Raw genomic sequence first — 17,371 nt, 5'->3', positions numbered from 1 at the left:
GAAGACTTTCCATTTAGAAAATCAAAAAGTCTTCCACCCACTGAAAGGAATCAGCACATGCCAACTTTAAAAAACTTCGTCACAGTCGACTGGCGCTCCGGAGCAGACGCAATCCACTTCTTTTTTAAAGATACCAATCAATACTCTCGATTTAACACCGGCGATAATGAGGTCCCGGAAGGATATCCTCGCGAAATAACGATAGACCAATGGGATAGCTTTCACCGCTACGCAAAAAAACTGTGCTTTGGCTTCACCACGACCAACATGCCCGGTGAAATCACAGGATTCGACTCGGACGTTTCGTGGTTGTTCTTTTATGAAGACGATATGCCTGCCGTCTGCAAATATGATCAGGATGCCGATGAAGCCAGTTATACAAAATTTGTAAAAGACACCGTATGGGCGCCATTACTTCCTTACTTCGATCGTATCGTCGCCGGGACATGGCTGGACTTGACTGGCAAGTCGTTCGTATTTAAATTCATCATGAGCGACGGAAACCACTTTATCTTTGATTACAAAAAGAGTCTTCTAAACTACCCAGCGATCTCCCCCACCTCCTGGAATGGCCTGGAACGTTTCAACAATCGAGTTATTACAGGTGTACAAAAAGACCGAACCTTTGCCGACAACTACTTTTATATCTTTTTGACTGACAACCAATACCTCATCTATAACCTGCAACTTAACAGCGTGCAGTCCGGTCCGCACGCGGTCAATGATGTGAATTGGCCGGGATTGCTAAACGGCTGAGAATCCGCCGGCGCGCGGTTAATCATCGGTTAATCGCCGCCTCCCATTGTGCACCTCACCTGCACAGGGATAAGGCTCACCCATGCGTCGTCTGTTTCTATTTTTTGTCCTCTTGATCTCGGGTCTGGCCCAGGCAGGGACCAATCCGTTCGATACCAAACCTGAATTTTTGCCGGTGGAAAAGGCGTTCGTGTTTACCTCTGAACGCCTTGAATCCGGTGAAACACAGCTCTATTGGCAGATTACCGACGGTTATTACCTTTATCAGAAGCGCCTGAAATTCGATGGATTGCCTGCTGAACAGCATCCCGCCTTGCCAGAAGGCGAAGCACACAGCGACGAGTTTTTCGGCGAACAACAGGTTTACCGCCAGGGCCTGGAACTGAAGATCCCGGCGGGTGCGACCGGTCAGATAAAGGTGGGTTTCCAGGGCTGCGCCGATGCCGGCTTGTGCTACCCGCCGCAAACGCAGGTGGTGGATTTGGGCGGCGACGTCACGGTCGCCGCCAACGAAGCACCGGATCAAACCCTGGCCAGCGACCTGCAACAACGGGCGCTGGGCTGGAGTTTGCTGGTGTTTTTCGGTTTGGGTCTGCTGCTGGCGTTCACGCCTTGTTCGTTGCCAATGCTGCCAATTCTGGCCGGCTTGGTTGTTGGCAGCGGCGCCACGCCTAAACGTGGGTTTGCCCTGGCGGGCAGCTACGTGGTGAGCATGGCGCTGGTGTATGCGGCGATGGGCGTGTTGGCCGCGTTGCTGGGTGCGAACCTGCAAGCGCTGCTGCAAAACCCGTGGCTGCTAGGCAGTTTCGCGGCAGTGTTTGTGCTGTTGGCGTTGCCGATGTTCGGTTTCTTCGAGCTGCAATTGCCGGTGGCCGTGCGCGACCGCCTGGAAAACGTGTCGCGCAATCAGCGTGGCGGCAGCCTGGTTGGCGCTGGTGCGCTGGGCGCATTGTCCGGTTTGCTGGTGGGTCCGTGCATGACCGCGCCGTTGGCCGGTGCCCTGCTCTACATCGCGCAAAGCGGTAATGCGCTGCATGGCGGGTTGATTCTGTTCGCCATGGGCATCGGCATCGGTGTGCCGTTGTTGCTGCTGGTAACCATCGGCAACCGCTTCTTGCCCAAACCCGGTGCGTGGATGAATCTGCTCAAAGGAATCTTCGGTTTCCTGTTCCTCGCCACGGCGTTACTGATGTTGCGCCCGGTGTTTAATGAATCGCTGTGGATCGGTTTGTGCGGCGCATTGCTGTTGATGGCGGCTTACAGCGCCTGGCTGCAGTCCAGCGGTTTTGGTCGTACGGCGCACGTGTTCGGCGCCAGCTCATGGCTGTTGGGTTTGTGGGGCAGTCTGTTGGTAATCGGTGCAGCGGGCGGTAGCGACGATTTGTTTCAACCACTGCAGGTCTATCGCGGTACAAACACGGCCAGTGCCGCCGCACCTGTCGGCCACGAAGCCTTCACCACGATCAAAGACCCGCAAGCGCTACAACGGGAACTGGACGCGGCCAAGGCTCAGGGCCAGTGGGTGCTGCTGGATTACTACGCCGACTGGTGCGTCTCGTGCAAAGTCATGGAAAAACAGGTCTTCGGCAAAGCCAACGTGATGCAAGCGTTGAGCGATGTGCGCTTGCTCCGGCTGGATGTCACCGCCGACAATGCCGCCAGCCGCGACCTGCTCGGCCGTTATAAAGTGCCGGGGCCACCGAGTTTTCTGTGGATCGGCGCCGACGGCGAAGAGCGTCGCAGCCAGCGCATCACCGGCGAGGTCGATGCCGACACCTTCCTGCAACGCTGGACCACTACCCGAGACGCCCGTTAATGCTGACTTTCACCCTCGGCACCTTTGCCATCGCGCTTAACCATCTGCTGCTGATCAGCGCCCTGGCGCTGGCGACGTTTGTCGGCTGGCGGGTGGCCAAGCGGGGTGGCGAGAACCCCGAGTCGGTGCTGTTCAGCCTGTTCCTGATGGGCATGCTGGCAGCCCGGGTCAGTTTCGTCGCCGTTTACTGGGCGCACTATCGCAACGATCCGTGGCAAATCATCGACCTGCGCGACGGTGGCTTTCTCGCCTGGCCGGGGGTGATCGTGTTGCTGCTCGCGGCGTTGTATCGCGGCTGGCGTCGTCCGGGTTTGCGCCGGCCACTAGGATTCGGCGTGGGCAGCGGTCTGGCGTTCTGGCTACTGGCGACCGTCTCCCTGGGCATTTACGAACAAGGCACGCGCCTGCCGGAAATCACCTTGCGCAATGCCGCCGGTGAAACCGTGCAACTGGCCGATTACCAGGGCGGTCCGCTGGTGATCAATCTCTGGGCCACCTGGTGCCCGCCGTGCCGTCGAGAAATGCCGGTACTGGAAAATGCCCAGCAACACCGGCCAGACCTGACGTTCCTGTTCGTCAATCAGGCCGAAAGCATGCAAAGCGTTGCCACCTTTCTCGAAACCCAGGGCCTGAGCCTGACCAACGTGCTGTTCGATGGCGGCGGTCGTTTGAGTCAGGCCGTGGGTTCGATGGCGTTGCCGACTACGCTGTTCTATAGCAATGACGGTCGCCTGCTGGGCAGCCATTTGGGCGAACTCTCGCAAGCCAGCCTGGCCCGCGCCCTGGAAAACTTCGACACCCCTACTTCTGCCACACCGTCCCCCTCTTCAAGGAAACTGCCATGCCCCGCCTCCGCCACCTGCTGACGCTGCCCCTGTGCGCAGCCCTGCTGCACCTGCCGTCGGTACAGGCCGCTGAAGAACTGCCTGAAGCGATCAAGAAGATCGAAGCCAAGGGCGCGAAAATCGTCGGCCAGTTCGATGCACCCGACGGCTTGCGCGGTTATGCAGCGCAATACCAGAACCGTGGCATGGCGCTGTACCTGACCCCGGATGGCAAACATGTGTTGCTCGGCAACCTCTACGATGCCGACGGCAAAGACCTGACCACCGCACCGTTGCAGAAACTGGTTTACGCGCCAATGTCCAAGGAAGTCTGGGGCAAGATGGAAGCCAGCAACTGGATCGGTGATGGCAAAAAAGATGCCCCGCGTGTGGTGTATCTGTTCAGCGATCCGAACTGCCCTTATTGCAACGTGTTCTGGGAACAGGCGCGGCCGTGGGTGAAGGCCGGCAAGGTGCAATTGCGGCACATCATGGTCGGGATCATTCGCGAAGACAGTCCAGGCAAATCGGCTGCGTTGCTGGCGGCCAAAGACCCGGGCAAAGCGCTGGAAGAACACGAAAAGGCTGGCAAGGAGAGTTCGCTCAAGGCCCTCAAGGAGGTGCCGCCGGCGATTCAGATGAAACTGGCGGCGAACATGCAGTTGATGGAAGACCTGGAGTTGCAGGCAACCCCGGCGATTTTCTACATGGATGACAAGGGCGAGCTGCAACAGCAGCAAGGCGCGCCTTCGCCGGACAAGTTGGCGAAGATTCTCGGGCCGAAGTAGGCCTTACCGGCCCCTTCGTCGGAACGCCGCCCGGAGGGGCCAGTACAGACGCTAGATATTTAGAGCCCCTCCAAAGCTGCCATCAGGTCATTCAGCCGATCCACCTTCTCCTCGGTGATGTCACTCGCCACCAACCCTTCGATGTACTCAGCCAGCTCCGCCACCGTGCTGCATTCAAACATCGCCCGCAGCGGCACATCACGTTGCAGCGCTTTCTGCACCCGCGATGCAATCTGCGTCGCCAGCAATGAATGCCCGCCCAGTTCGAAGAAATTGTCGCGCACACCGACCTTCTCGACCTTCAGAACCTGCGCCCAGATATCCGCCAACGTCTGCTCCAGCTCATTGCGTGGCGCCAGATAATCCTGACTTTGCAACTGGCCTATCCCCAGCGCTGGCAACGCCTTGCGATCGAGTTTGCCGTTGGCGTTGAGCGGCAGGCGATCCAGCCACAACCAGTGCAACGGCACCATGTATTCCGGCAGCTCGGCGCGCAGTTGTTGCTTGATCCGCTCCAGGCGTTCGGTCGGATTGAGCGCAGAATTGGCCGCTACCAAATAGCCGACCAGGTGCTTGCCGTTCACCCCGTCCTGCACACCCACCGCCGCTTCGCGGACTTCCGGCTGTTCGTGCAGGCGCGCTTCGATTTCCCCCAGTTCGATGCGGTAACCGCGAATCTTCACTTGATGGTCGATACGCCCGACGTATTCCAATACACCATCACTGCGCCGACGGGCCAGGTCGCCGGTGCGATACAGTCGATCCCCCGGCGCGCCAAACGGGTTCGGCACAAACACTTGCGCCGTGCGCAGCGGATCGCTGACATACCCGCGTCCGACCCCGGTGCCTGCCACGCACAACTCGCCCACCACGCCCAACGGCACCAGTTCCAGCGCGCCATCGAGCAGGTACAAACGGTTGTTGTCGGTCGGCGTACCAATCGGCAAATAGCTGCCGCGCGTCGAGGCCAGATCGACGCGGAAGAACGCCACATCATCCGAACATTCCGCCGGGCCATAGGCATTCACCAAGCCGATTTCCGGGTAACGCAGCAGCCATTGATGCGCGACTTCCGGCGGCATCGCTTCGCCAGTCGGCAGCATCCAGCACAGGCCGTCCAGACTCATGCGCTCCTGGGCGAGCATGCCTTGAATCAACGATGGCACGCTCTCCAGCACAGTAATGCCCTGCGCCGAAACGTGCGCCAACAGGCCTTGTGGATCATGGGCGATGGCGTTCGGCACGATGTCTACCCGCGCACCGAACAACGGCGCGGCAAGGAACTGCCAGACCGATATATCGAAGCTTTGCGAAGCCGTCTGAGCGATCACATCGTTATCACTCAGATTCAGGTACGGCACCTTGCTCAACTGGTTATTGAGCATGCCGCGCTGCTCGACCATCACGCCCTTGGGCAAACCGGTGGAGCCCGAGGTGTAGATCACGTAGGCGAGATTATCCGGCCCGCTGTAGATGCCTGGATTAGCCACCGAAACGGCGCTAGCCTGCACCTCTTCCCAGACCAATAACCTGGGCCGCTGGGCGCAAGCGAACTCGTCCAGCAACGCCAGCGCTTGTTCGCGGCAGGCCTGAGTGCACACCAGCAACGGCGTGCGGCTCAATTCGATGATCCGGCTCAGGCGCTGGCTCGGCAGGCCTGGGTCCAGCGGCAAATAACCCGCCCCCGCCTTGAAGCTGCCGATGATCATGCCCAGCAAATCGAGATTACGTTCGGCCAGCAACGCCACCGGTTGATCCAGCCCGACACCGGCGGCGATCAGGGCGTGACCAAGGCGGTTACTGCGCTGGTTCAGCTCAACGTAGCTGTATTGCTGATCCAGGCAACTAGCGGCTATCCGCTGCGGATGCTCAGTCACCTGAGCTTCAAACAACGCAACGTAGCTTTGCTCCAGCGGGTATTCGTGTTCGCTCTGATTGCAGTCATGGACCAGGAAGTCCTGCTCCTCGGCACCCAGCAGCGGCAAATCGGCCATGTCGCCATGGAACCCTTCGACCAGCGCCAGCAGCAAACGCTTGAACTCACCGAGCATTCGTTCGATGGTCGACTCATCGAAGTAGCGCTGGTCGTAAGACAGGTGCAAGCCGAGGTCATCGCCCGGATAGCACACCGCCGTTAGCGGGAAGTTGGTGTGGGTGCGGCCCGAATCAGAGGTCGCGTTGAGGCTTTGTGCCCGGTCCAGCACCGACACTTCCACCGGGGCGTTTTCAAAGACAAAGAGGCTGTCGAACAGCGGCAGCCCTTTAGGCAGTTCGCTGTTTTCCTGAATGCTCACCAGCGGCAGGTATTCGTACTCGCGCAGCTGCATGTTGCTGTCGAGCAAAGCGCTGAGCCATTGGCGGACGCTGCAACGCTGACCGTCCTCGGGCATTTTCACCCGCAGCGCAATGCTGTTGATGAACAGCCCGACCGTGCGCTGCATCTGCGGCATGTCCACCGGACGCCCGGCCACGGTGACGCCGAACAGCACGTCGCGATCACCGCTCAAGCGCCGCAGCACCAGCGCCCACGCCGCTTGGGCGAAGGTGTTGATGGTCAGTTGATGTGCCTGCGCCAGTTCACGCAGCTGCGCACCGTCACGGGCATCAAGCCTGGTGTAGCGGTCGCCGACGATCATGCCGCCGCTTTCGCCGGCGTGTTCGCGCAGGAACGGTCGATCGCTCGGAATCGGCGTGGTCCGTTCGAAGCCTTGCAGGTTGGTTTTCCACCACTGCCGTGCTTCGGCCAGGATCTGGCGTTGCAGCCAGCCGATGTAGTCGCGGTAACGCGGTGGCACGGCCAATTGCGCTTCGCGTCCCTCGCCGAGGGCAGTGTAGATGTCGAAGAAATCGTTCATCAGCAACGAGCGGCACCAGGCATCGATCAGGATGTGGTGGTTGCTCATCATGAACCAGTAACGCGCCGCGCCGACCTTAATCAGGCGCAAGTGGAACGGTGCTTGATTGAGCAGATCAAAGCCGGTTTCGCGTTCACTTTTCAGCAAGTCCTGCAAGGTCGGTTCTTGCTCGGATTCGGCCATCGCGCTCCAGTCGAGGTACTCGATTGGCGTGCTGCCCGGTTTGTGGATCACTTGCAGCATGTCTTCGCCGACGTTCCAGCAGAACGACGCGCGCAGGGCTTCGTGACGGGCGATCACTGCTTGCCAGGCCTGGGCGAAGCGCTGCGGATCGAGTTCGCTGTTGATGCGGTAACGGTCCTGCATGTAATAGAGCCCGGTGCCCGGCTCCAGCAAGGTGTGCAGCAGCATCCCTTCCTGCATCGGTGTCAGCGGGTAGATGTCTTCGATCACGGCTGCCGGAACCGGCAATGCATCGAGTTGCGCCTGGGTCAGGTTCGCCAGCGGGAAGTCCGACGGCGTCGGGCCGCCCGTATCGTCTTGCAGGCAATGCTCGATCAGGCCTTGCAGTTCGCACAGATAAGCATCGACCAAATCAGCGATGGCTTGCGGGGCGTGGCGTTCGGCGCTGAAGGTCCAGCGCAGCACCAGTTCACCGCCATAGACCTGACTGTCGATGCTCAGCTCATTGGGTAGCGGCGCGTGCGGATCGTGGGCCGCGCCGACCGGCTCATCGAGCGGTCGGAACAAGGCCTGCGCACCGAAGCTCTGGTCGAACTGACCGAGGTAGTTGAAGGTGATCGGTGCGACCGGCAACGCCGCCATGGTCTGGCGGCACAAGTCGTCGGCCAGATAACGCAGCACGCCATAACCCAAGCCTTTATGCGGCACGGCGCGCAGTTGTTCCTTGATCGCCTTGATCGAGGCGCCCTGCCCGTCCAACGGGGTCAGCCGCAGCGGGTAGGCGCTGGTGAACCAGCCCACGGTGCGGGTCAGGTCGATCTCGTCGAACAGGGCTTCGCGGCCGTGACCTTCCAGTTGAATCAGTGCCGATTCATCGCCGCTCCAGCGACACACCACGCGGGCCAGCGCCGTCAGCAACAGGTCGTTGACCTGCGTGCGGTAAGCACTCGGGGCCTGTTGCAGCAATTGCCGTGTGCGCTCTGCATCGAGGCGCACACTGACGGTTTGTGCATGGCGATTCTGCCGGCCGCCATCGGGACAATCGCACGGCAGCGCGACATCAGGCCCGGCCAGTTGCGACTGCCACCCGTTCAATTCTTCACGCAGGGACTCGCTGCCGGCGTACGCCTGCAAACGTGCCGCCCAGTCCTTGAAGGCACTGGTTTTGGCCGGCAGATTGACCGCTTGCCTGGCCTCCAGTTGACGGTAAACCGTTTGCAGATCGTCCAGCAGTACCCGCCACGAAACACCGTCGACCACCAAGTGGTGAATGGCGATCAACAGCCGTTGTTGCCCCTCGGGGCCATCGACCAGCAACGCACGCAGCAACGGCCCCGTTTCGAGGTCGAGGCTGCGCTGGGCATCGGCAAACAACGCTTCGCACTGGTCCATGGCCGGCACGCGCACTTGCCACAACAACTCGGTGTCGGACACCGGTTGGTGTTCGGCCCGCCATTGCCCGGCTACTTCGGTGAAACGCAGGCGCAAGGCGTCATGCTGCTCGATCACCGCCAGCAACGCTTGCTCCAGGCGATGGGGCTCCAGCGCCACGGTCGGTTCCAGCAGCAACGCCTGGTTCCAGTGTTGGCGCTCGGGGATGTCGGTATCGAAGAACCAATGCTGAATCGGCGTCAAACGCGACTCGCCGGCGAGCAAGCCTTGCTCGGCGCTGACCTGTTCAGTACGCGTCGCGACAGCGGCCAGGGTCTGCACGGTCTGGTGCTGGAACAAGTCACGCGGGCTGAAATGGATGCCCTGCTGCCGCGCCCGGCTAACCACCTGGATCGACAGAATCGAATCGCCGCCCAGCTCGAAGAAGTTGTCGTTAAGGCCGACCTGCGCGACGTTCAGCACTTCGCACCAGATCGCGGCCAGGGTCAGTTCAAGCGCATTGCTTGGCGCCACATAGTGCTGACGGTTCAGCTCCGGATCCGGCGCCGGCAATGCACGGCGGTCCAGTTTTCCGTTGGCGGTCAGCGGCATGCTGGCCAGCAGGATCAGGTGCGTCGGCACCATGTAATCCGGCAGTTGTGATTTGAGGTGCGTCTTGAGGGCTTCGCGCAGTGTGGCTTGTTGCGCTTCGTCCTGTTCCGCCACCTCGGTAACCAGATAGCCCACCAGTTGTTTGCCGCTCGGCGCATCAAGCGCCAGCACCACTGCTTCACGGATCGATGCATGTTCCAGCAGGCGGGTTTCGATCTCGCCCAATTCGATGCGGAAACCGCGAATCTTCACTTGATGGTCGATGCGTCCGAGGTATTCCACCAGCCCATCGGCCCGTTGGCGCACCAGGTCGCCGGTGCAGTAAATACGCCCGCCATCCACGGCGAAAGGGTCGGCGATGAAACGCTCGGCCGTCATGCCCGGACGCTGGTGATAACCTTGCGCCAGACCGGCGCCGCCGACGTACAACTCGCCGATCGCCCCTTGCGGTACGAGGGCCAGATCCGCATCGAGAATGTACGCCACCCGCGCGCCAATCACGCTGCCAATCGGCACGCTGCCCAAGCCTTCTTCCAGCTGTTCGGGCGCGAGACTGGCCAGTGGCATGACCACGGTTTCCGTCGGACCGTAAGCGTTGAAAAACAGGCCCGGCTTGAACGCGGCGCGGATGCGCGCCAGGTGTTCGCCGGTCAGGGCCTCGCCGCCGGTGATACACATGCGCACCGGCAGGGTTTCGCCCTGGGTCGCCAGCCATTGCGCCAATTGGCTGCCGTAGCTTGGGGTGAAGCCGAGGATGTTGATGTTGTGTCGACGAATCAAACCGCAGATTTCTTGCGCATCCCACTGCCCTTGCGCCCGCAAAACCACTTGCGCGCCGCTCAACAGGGGCACCAGCAAACGCTCGGTCGCGGCGTCGAAGTTGATCGAATAAAAATGCAGCTCGCAGTCGTCCGGGCGCATGCCGAAGCGTTGAATGACCGCTTGGCAATGCATGGCGATCTCGCCGTGAGACACCACCACACCTTTCGGTTTGCCGGTGGAGCCGGAGGTGTAAATCAGATAGGCCTGATGCTGCGGCAGGCTGATAAACGGCAGCTCGGTGGTCGGGTAATTGGCCAGCCCGACAGTGTCCTCTTCCAGGCACCAACGAGCGACCGTTGTCGGCAACTCACCAAGGGCTTCGAACATCGTCGCATCGCTGAGCAACACACCGATGCCGCTGTCTTCGATCATGTAATGCAAACGGTCCAGCGGATATTCCGGGTCCAGCGGCACATAGGCGCCGCCGGCCTTGAGGATTGCCAGCAGGCCGATGACCATTTCCAGCGACCGCTCAAGCGCCAGACCAACGCGCACCTGCGGACCGACGCCGCGCTCGCGGAGCATCCAGGCCAGTTGATTGGCGCGGCTGTCGAGTTCGGCGTAGCTCAGGGTTTGCCCGGTAAAGGTCAGGGCTGGCGCGTCTTTGCGCGCCAGCGCCTGCTCGCTGAACAGGTGATGAATGCACTGGTCGAGGCGATGCTCACCCGGCTCGATGCCGAGGCTATCGAGCAGTGTTTGCTGTTCGCTGGTGTCCAGCAAAGGCAGTTCACTGAGGCGCTGTTGCGGGTCGGCCAGCAGCGCTTCCAGCAAATTGCGCCAGTGCCCGGCCATACGCGCAATGCGTGGTTCATCGAACAGATCAGTGCTGTAGGTCAGGCAGCAACCGAGGCGATGATCGAGATCGGTGACTTCCAGATTGAGGTCAAACTTGGTTGCTCGCGCATCATTGGCCAGATACTCGACGGTCATGCCAGCCAGGGTGCGGCTCTGCTGAAACTCCCAGCGCTGCACATTGCACATCACCTGGAACAACGGGTTGTAAGCCGCGCTACGCGGTGGCTGCAACGCTTCCACCAGATGATCAAACGGCAGGTCCTGATGGGACTGGCCTTCGATCACCGTGTGGCGCACCTGCGCGAACAATTCACCGACGGACATCTGCCCGTCGAGCCGGCAACGCAGTACTTGGGTGTTGAGGAAGGCACCGATCAACCCTTCGCTTTCCGGGCGAATCCGGTTGGCCACTGGAGCACCGATGCGCAGGTCAGTCTGGCCGCTGTAGCGGTAAAGCAGCACGGCCAGCGCGGCAGTCATGGTCATGAACAGGGTCAGACCGTTTTGCGCATTGAAGGCGCGGATTCGTACAGCGAGGTCATCGCTCAGGTCAAAACGGAACAGTTCGCCCTGATGACTTTGCACGGGTGGACGCGGACGGTCCGCCGGCAATTCCAGTAGCGGGTGTTCACGGCCCAGTTGCGCGGTCCAGTAGTCAAGCTGGCGCTGACGTTCGCCGGACTCCAGCCATTGACGCTGCCAGACGCTGTAATCCAGATACTGCACTGGCAGCGGCGCCAGCGGTGATTCGCGGTCATCGACAAAGGCTTCGTAGAGCGCGCTCAGTTCGCGGGCGAAAATGTCCATCGCCCAGCCTTCGGTGACGATGTGGTGCAGGGTCAGCACCAGGTAATGTTCGTGCCCGGAGGTCTTGACCAGGCAGGCGCGCAGCAAAGGGCCGGTTTCCAGATCGAAAGGTGTATGCGCCTCGTCGTCAGCCAGTTGCTGGACTCGTTGCTCGCGGACTTCGCCAGCCAGTGCCGAAAAATCCTTCCACTCCATGCGCAGGCCTGTTTGCGCATGGACCTGTTGCCGGGCTACGCCATCGACGCTCGGGAACGTGGTGCGCAGGGTTTCGTGACGCATGATCAGCGCTTGCAACGCGGCCTCAAAACGCCCGACATCGAGCACCCCGCGCAGCCGCGCCATGCCTCCCACGTTGTACGCGGGGCTGTCCGGCTCCATCTGCCAGAGGAACCACATGCGCTGCTGGGAATAGGACAGCGGCACCGGCTGGCTGCGGTCGACTTTGTCTATCGGTGGCAGTTGGTTGGTCTTGCCGCTGACTTGAATCAGCCGAACCTGCTCGGCGAAGGCGCCCAGCTCACTGTTTTCGAACAGCGCACGCAGCGACAACTCGACGTCGCAGGCCTGGCGGGTGCGGGAGATGATTTGCGTGGCCAGCAACGAATGGCCGCCGAGGGCGAAGAAGTCATCGCGTAGACCGATTTGAGCCTGGCCCAACACTTCGCGCCAGATGCTGGCGATCTGTTGCTCCAGTGCAGTAACCGGTTCGACGTGTTCACGTACTTGCCATTGTGGCTCGGGCAACGCGCGGCGGTCGAGCTTGCCGCTCGGGCTCAGGGGCATTTGGGCCAATCGCATCAACTGCACCGGCACCATGTATTCGGGCAGCTCAGCCGCCAGCGTGGTGTTCAGGCGTGCGGTTTGAGCGTCCTCGGTTTCGCTGGTTTCAGTGGCGGTGTAGTAGCCGATCAACTGCCTGCCCACCACCGTCTCGTGCACCAGCACCACGGCTTGCGCGACGCCATGCTGCGCCAGCAACCGCGCTTCGATTTCTTGTGGCTCAACACGGAAACCGCGCAGTTTGACCTGCTGATCGAGGCGACCGAGGTATTCGATCACGCCATCAGCGGTCCAGCGCGCGCGGTCGCCGGTGCGGTACAGACGCGCGCCCTGCTCGCCCAGCGGATCGACGACAAAACGTTCGGCGGTCAGGCCCGGACGGCCCAGATAGCCGCGCGCCAAGCCGATACCGCTGATGCACAGCTCGCCGGGTACGCCCGCAGGTACAGGATTGAGGTCGCTGTCGAGAACGTGACAAATGACATTTCCCAACGGACGGCCAATTGGCGAGCGCTCGCCATCGGCCGTGGTGCAATGCCAATGGGTGACGTTGATCGCGGTTTCGGTCGGGCCATAACGGTTGTGCAGTTGCACAGCGGGCAACTGTTCCAGCACGCGGTTGCGCAGTTCCGCCGGTAAGGCTTCGCCACCGGAGAACACACGGCGCAGGCTGGTGCATTGCGCGGTGAGCGGTTCGTCGGTGAACAACGAAAGCAGCGGCGGTACAAAGTGCAGCGTGGTGACGCCGTGCTCTTGAACAAGCTGCGCAATGCGATGCGGATCACGGTGTTCGCCGGGGCCGGCAATCAGCAAACGTGCGCCGGTGATCAACGGCCAGAAGCATTCCCACACCGATACGTCGAAACTGATCGGCGCCTTTTGCATCAGCACATCGGTGTCGTTCAGGCGATAGGTGTTCTGCATCCATTGCAGCCGCTCGGCAAGCGCCGCGTGGGTGTTGCCGACACCCTTGGGTTGGCCGGTGGAGCCCGAGGTGTAAATCACGTAGGCGAGGTTGTCACCGTGCACATGCAGTCCCGGCGCATGGCTTGGCCAACGGTCGAGATTGAGCGCGTCCATGGCAATTACGCTGACGCCATTGGCGGCCGGCCAACGCTCGAGCAGTGCGGTTTGGGTCAGCAGCAATTCGACACCGCTATCGCTGAGCATGTAGGCCAGGCGGTCGGCCGGGTAGTCCGGGTCCAGCGGCACGTACGCGCCACCGGCCTTGATGATCGCCAGCAGGCCGATCAACAGTTGCGGCGAACGCTCGGCCGCGATGGCCACGCACACGTCCGGGCCGACGCCTTTGTCGCGCAGGTAATGAGCGAGGCGGTTGGCCTGGGTGTGCAGGTCGGCGAAGTCCATGGAGCCACCGTCCCACATCAGGGCGGTGCGTTCAGGCAACAGGCGTGCCTGTTCGTTGAGCAGTTGCGGCAGCCATTGGCCGGCTGGCATGCAAGGCGCCTCGCTCCAGGCTGTTTGCTGGTCGAGTTCCTTCGGGGTCAGCAGTGGCAGGTCACCGATGGCGGTGTCGGGTTGTTCGCAAATGGCGCGCAACAGGTTGCTGAAGTGTTCGGCCAGACGCTCGATGGTCGCCGCGTCAAACAGTTCGCTGGCGTAGTCGAAGGACAGGCTGAGGCGCCCAATCTGATCTTCTTCGCTGTGCAGTTGCAGGTCGAACTTGGCTTCGCGGCTGTGCCACGGCAGCTCTTCGGCAAGTAATCCCGGCAGACGGCGCAATGCGCTCAAATCCCGTTGCTGGTGGTTGAACATGACCTGGAACAGGCCTTGTTCACGGGCTTGCGGGAACGCTTCGACCAGTTGTTCAAAGGGCAGGTCTTGATGCGCCTGGGCGCCCAATGCGCTCTGACGGGCTTGCGCCAACAACTCAGCGAAAGGCTGCCGCGAATCCACCTCGGTGCGCATCACCTGAGTGTTGATGAAGAAACCGATCAACCCTTGTGTGTCCAGACGTGGACGGTTGGCATTCGGCACACCGATGCGGATGTCGCGCTGGCCACTGTAGCGGTGCAACAGACTCTGGAACGCGGCAAGCAACAGCATGAACGGTGTCGATTCATGAGCCTGCGCGGTCTGGCGAATGGCATCGCTCAAGGTCGCGTCCAGCTTGACGGAATGACGGGCAGCGCCATGCGTGTGCTGCGCCGAACGCGGATGGTCGGTGGCCAGGCTTAGGGTCGGGTGCTCATCGCCCAACCGGGCTTTCCAGTAAGCCAACTGACGCTCGCCCTCGCCTTGCGCCAGCCATTGGCGCTGCCAACTGCCGTAGTCGGCGTACCGGATCGGCAATGCCGCAGGCGCTGCTGTTTGTCCTTGGGATGCGGCGGAGTAGAAGCGCGAGAACTCATCGATCAGCACGTTCAACGACCAACCGTCGGCGATGATGTGGTGCATCGTTACCAGCAATTGATGCTCCTCGTCAGCGAGGCGCACCAGGGTCACCCACAGCAGCGGGCCTTTCTCCAGATCGAACTGAGTACGGGCTTCATCTTCACGGATTTGCTCTGCGCGGGTTTCACGCTCGGTAGCGGGCAGGTCGCTGATGTCGATCACTTGCAGGATGAACTCAGCGGCGGCATCCACCTGTTGCAGCGCCACGCCGTCGCGCTCGAAGAACCGCGTGCGCAGGGATTCGTGGCGCTCGATCAGCTGCTGGAAGCTGGCGCGCAGCGCGTGTTCATCCAGCTCGCCGCGCAAACGCAACGCACCCGGTATGTTGTAGGCGCTGCTGTGCGGGTCGAGTTGCCAGGTGATCCACAGGCGGTTTTGCGCCAGCGATTGCGGCATGGCTTCGGTGCGCGACAACGGGGTGATCGCCCCTTGGGCCACGCCGCCATCCTGTTGCTGCTGAGCCACAGCGACAGCAAATGCGCCCAGGGTCGGCGCTTCGAACAGCAGGCGCAGGTTCAGCTCCAGACCGAGGGCTTCGCGCAGACGCGCGACCACTTGGGTGGCGGCGATGGAGTTGCCGCCGAGCAGGAAGAAGTGGTCGTCTGCATTGATCTGCTTGACCTGCAATTGTTCGCACCAGATCTGGCCGATCAGTGTTTGCAATTCAGACGCCGACTCGGACTTTCCTTCACGTTCGGTGAGCGCTGACGGAAACAGTGCATAGCTGTCGAGACTACCGTCCGCCAGGCGATTGCGGCACGCCGAGCGTTGCAACTTGCCGCTGGAGGTCTTGGGCAACGCGCCTGGATTGAGCAGTACCACCACGCTCGGCGCTTCCTGAAAGGCCTCGGCCACAGCTTGGCGGATGGCGTTGATCAGCGCTTCGGGGGGCAGGATTTTCTGTACGCTGCGGCTGATTTCGGCGGCGATGCCAATGCCTTCCTGGCCGTCGTTGTGCACCGCGAAGACGGCGACACGACCTTTGCGCACCACGTCCACTTCACGCTCGATGGTCTGTTCGATGTCCTGCGGATAAAGGTTGTGTCCGCGAACGATCAGCATGTCTTTCAGGCGTCCGGTGATGAACAGTTCACCGTCGCGCATAAAGCCCAGGTCTCCGGTGCGCAGCCAGGTCTGGCCGTCGTGCTGCACGAAAGTCTTGGCGCTGGCCTCGGGGTTACGCCAATAGCCGAGGGCAATGCTCGGCCCGCTGGCCCAGACTTCACCGACGGCATTGTCGGCCCGTTCAGTGAGCGCGACAGGATCGACAATCAGCACCGCGTGGTCCGGCTGGCTAATGCCACAACTCATGACCGCGCGGCCCTCGCCCGACTCCGCCAGGTTTTGTGCCAAGGCTTGATCGTCCACGCGCAGGTTGCCAATGCCTTGCCCGCGAGGACTACCGGCAACGAACAACGTCGCTTCGGCCAGCCCGTAAGACGCCATGAAACTGTCCGGAGTAAAACCACACGGCGCGAATTTCTCGACGAAGCCTTCCAGGGTGTCGAGGCGAATCGGTTCGGAACCGGAATACGCCACACGCCAGCCTCTCAGGTCGAGCCGCTCCAGGGCCGACTCGCTGACGCGTTCGCTGCACAGACGATAGGCAAAATCCGGCCCGCCACTGATGGTGCCGCCGTACTCGCTGATCGCTTCCAGCCAGCGCAATGGCCGACCGAGGAAGTACGCTGGCGACATCAACACACATGGCACACCGCTGAAAATCGGTTGCAACAGACCACCGATCAGCCCCATGTCGTGGTACAGCGGCAGCCAGCTGACGATCACGTCATCGGGGTTCAGATCGATGCCAAAGCCGTGGCGAATCAACAGTTCATTGGCCACCAGGTTGCCGTGGCTGACTTGCACGCCTTTGGGCAGCGCGGTGGAACCGGAGGTGTATTGCAGGAAGGCAATGTGGTCGTCTTCGAGGTTCGGCTCGATCCAGCGATTCGCCCACTGCGCATCGAGGGTGTCGACGCAGAGCAGCAACGGCGCGTCTTCAATCTGCTTCAATGCGTCGCGCAGATCAACGCTGGTCAGCAGCACGCACGGCGCGGCATCGCTGATGATCGACAGCAGACGCTTCTGGTGGTGACGTTTGGCCGACTCCGGCGGATAGGCCGGCACTGCGATCACCCCCGCATACAAACAGCCAAAAAACGCGGCAACATAATCCGGGCCACTGGGAAACAGCAGCACCGCGCGATCGCCAAATTCCGCCTGGGCCTGCAACGCACCGGCAATGATTCGCGCGCGCTGATCCAGCTCGCGATAGCTGAGTACAACAGCCTGATCCGGGGTGTCGGCGAGAAAACGCAAGGCGACCCGATCCGGCGTCAGGGCCGCGCGGCGCTGGAGGGCTTGGACCAGAGTGCTTGGGAGTTCGAACGCGTCGGTCATGAGGTTTCCTGCCTGATTTCGGCTTGCAAGTGGAATCGGTTTTCTAACGTCACGCCCATGGGTAGGCGTGCAGGACGCGGTTTTCGCCGACCGCGCAAGGCAATGGGAATGCGGGTGTGGCCGGGATTTAGCCTGCGCCTTTCA

General features: G+C 61.2%; 5 protein-coding genes. 4 read left to right on the top strand and 1 reads right to left on the bottom strand.

Going from position 1 to position 17,371, the window contains the following annotated elements; genetic code table 11:
• Positions 1 to 57 precede the first annotated feature (57 nt).
• The 4 genes from KGB06_RS21400 (at position 58) to dsbG (ending at position 4,184) form a co-directional block, all read left to right on the top strand.
• Positions 58 to 756, top strand: a complete 699-nt coding sequence (locus KGB06_RS21400; protein ID WP_223519292.1) for a hypothetical protein — start codon at positions 58 to 60, stop codon at positions 754 to 756.
• A gap of 82 nt (positions 757 to 838) precedes the next feature.
• Positions 839 to 2,572, top strand: coding sequence for a protein-disulfide reductase DsbD (gene dsbD, locus KGB06_RS21395; protein ID WP_223519290.1), 1,734 nt, complete (start codon positions 839 to 841; stop codon positions 2,570 to 2,572).
• Positions 2,572 to 3,438: a TlpA disulfide reductase family protein gene (locus tag KGB06_RS21390; RefSeq protein WP_223519288.1), complete on the top strand. Its 867-nt coding sequence runs from the start codon at positions 2,572 to 2,574 to the stop codon at positions 3,436 to 3,438. The genes dsbD and KGB06_RS21390 overlap by 1 nt, the downstream gene beginning before the upstream one ends.
• Positions 3,414 to 4,184 (top strand): thiol:disulfide interchange protein DsbG, encoded by a 771-nt coding sequence (dsbG, locus tag KGB06_RS21385; RefSeq protein WP_223519286.1) that lies wholly within the window; start codon positions 3,414 to 3,416, stop codon positions 4,182 to 4,184. The genes KGB06_RS21390 and dsbG overlap by 25 nt, the downstream gene beginning before the upstream one ends.
• 59 nt (positions 4,185 to 4,243) lie before the next feature.
• On the opposite strand, the gene KGB06_RS21380 is transcribed toward dsbG, so the two are convergent.
• Positions 4,244 to 17,227 carry a non-ribosomal peptide synthetase gene (locus KGB06_RS21380; protein WP_223519284.1) on the bottom strand — a complete coding sequence of 4,328 codons (12,984 nt, stop codon included), beginning with the start codon at positions 17,225 to 17,227 and terminating at the stop codon, positions 4,244 to 4,246.
• Between the last annotated feature and the right edge of the window lie 144 nt (positions 17,228 to 17,371).

This window comes from Pseudomonas sp. GL-B-19 (assembly GCF_019956415.1).
GTDB lineage: Bacteria > Pseudomonadota > Gammaproteobacteria > Pseudomonadales > Pseudomonadaceae > Aquipseudomonas.
This window is presented reverse-complemented; position numbering and strand designations above follow the sequence as displayed.

Excerpts from the sequence above, each read along its gene's own strand:
- KGB06_RS21390 (WP_223519288.1), top strand. The coding sequence starts at position 2,572 with ATGCTGACTTTCACCCTCGGCACCTTTGCCATCGCGCTTAACCATCTG.
- dsbG (WP_223519286.1), top strand. The coding sequence starts at position 3,414 with ATGCCCCGCCTCCGCCACCTGCTGACGCTGCCCCTGTGCGCAGCCCTG.
- KGB06_RS21380 (WP_223519284.1), bottom strand. The coding sequence starts at position 17,227 with ATGACCGACGCGTTCGAACTCCCAAGCACTCTGGTCCAAGCCCTCCAG.
- dsbD (WP_223519290.1), top strand. The coding sequence starts at position 839 with ATGCGTCGTCTGTTTCTATTTTTTGTCCTCTTGATCTCGGGTCTGGCC.
- KGB06_RS21400 (WP_223519292.1), top strand. The coding sequence starts at position 58 with ATGCCAACTTTAAAAAACTTCGTCACAGTCGACTGGCGCTCCGGAGCA.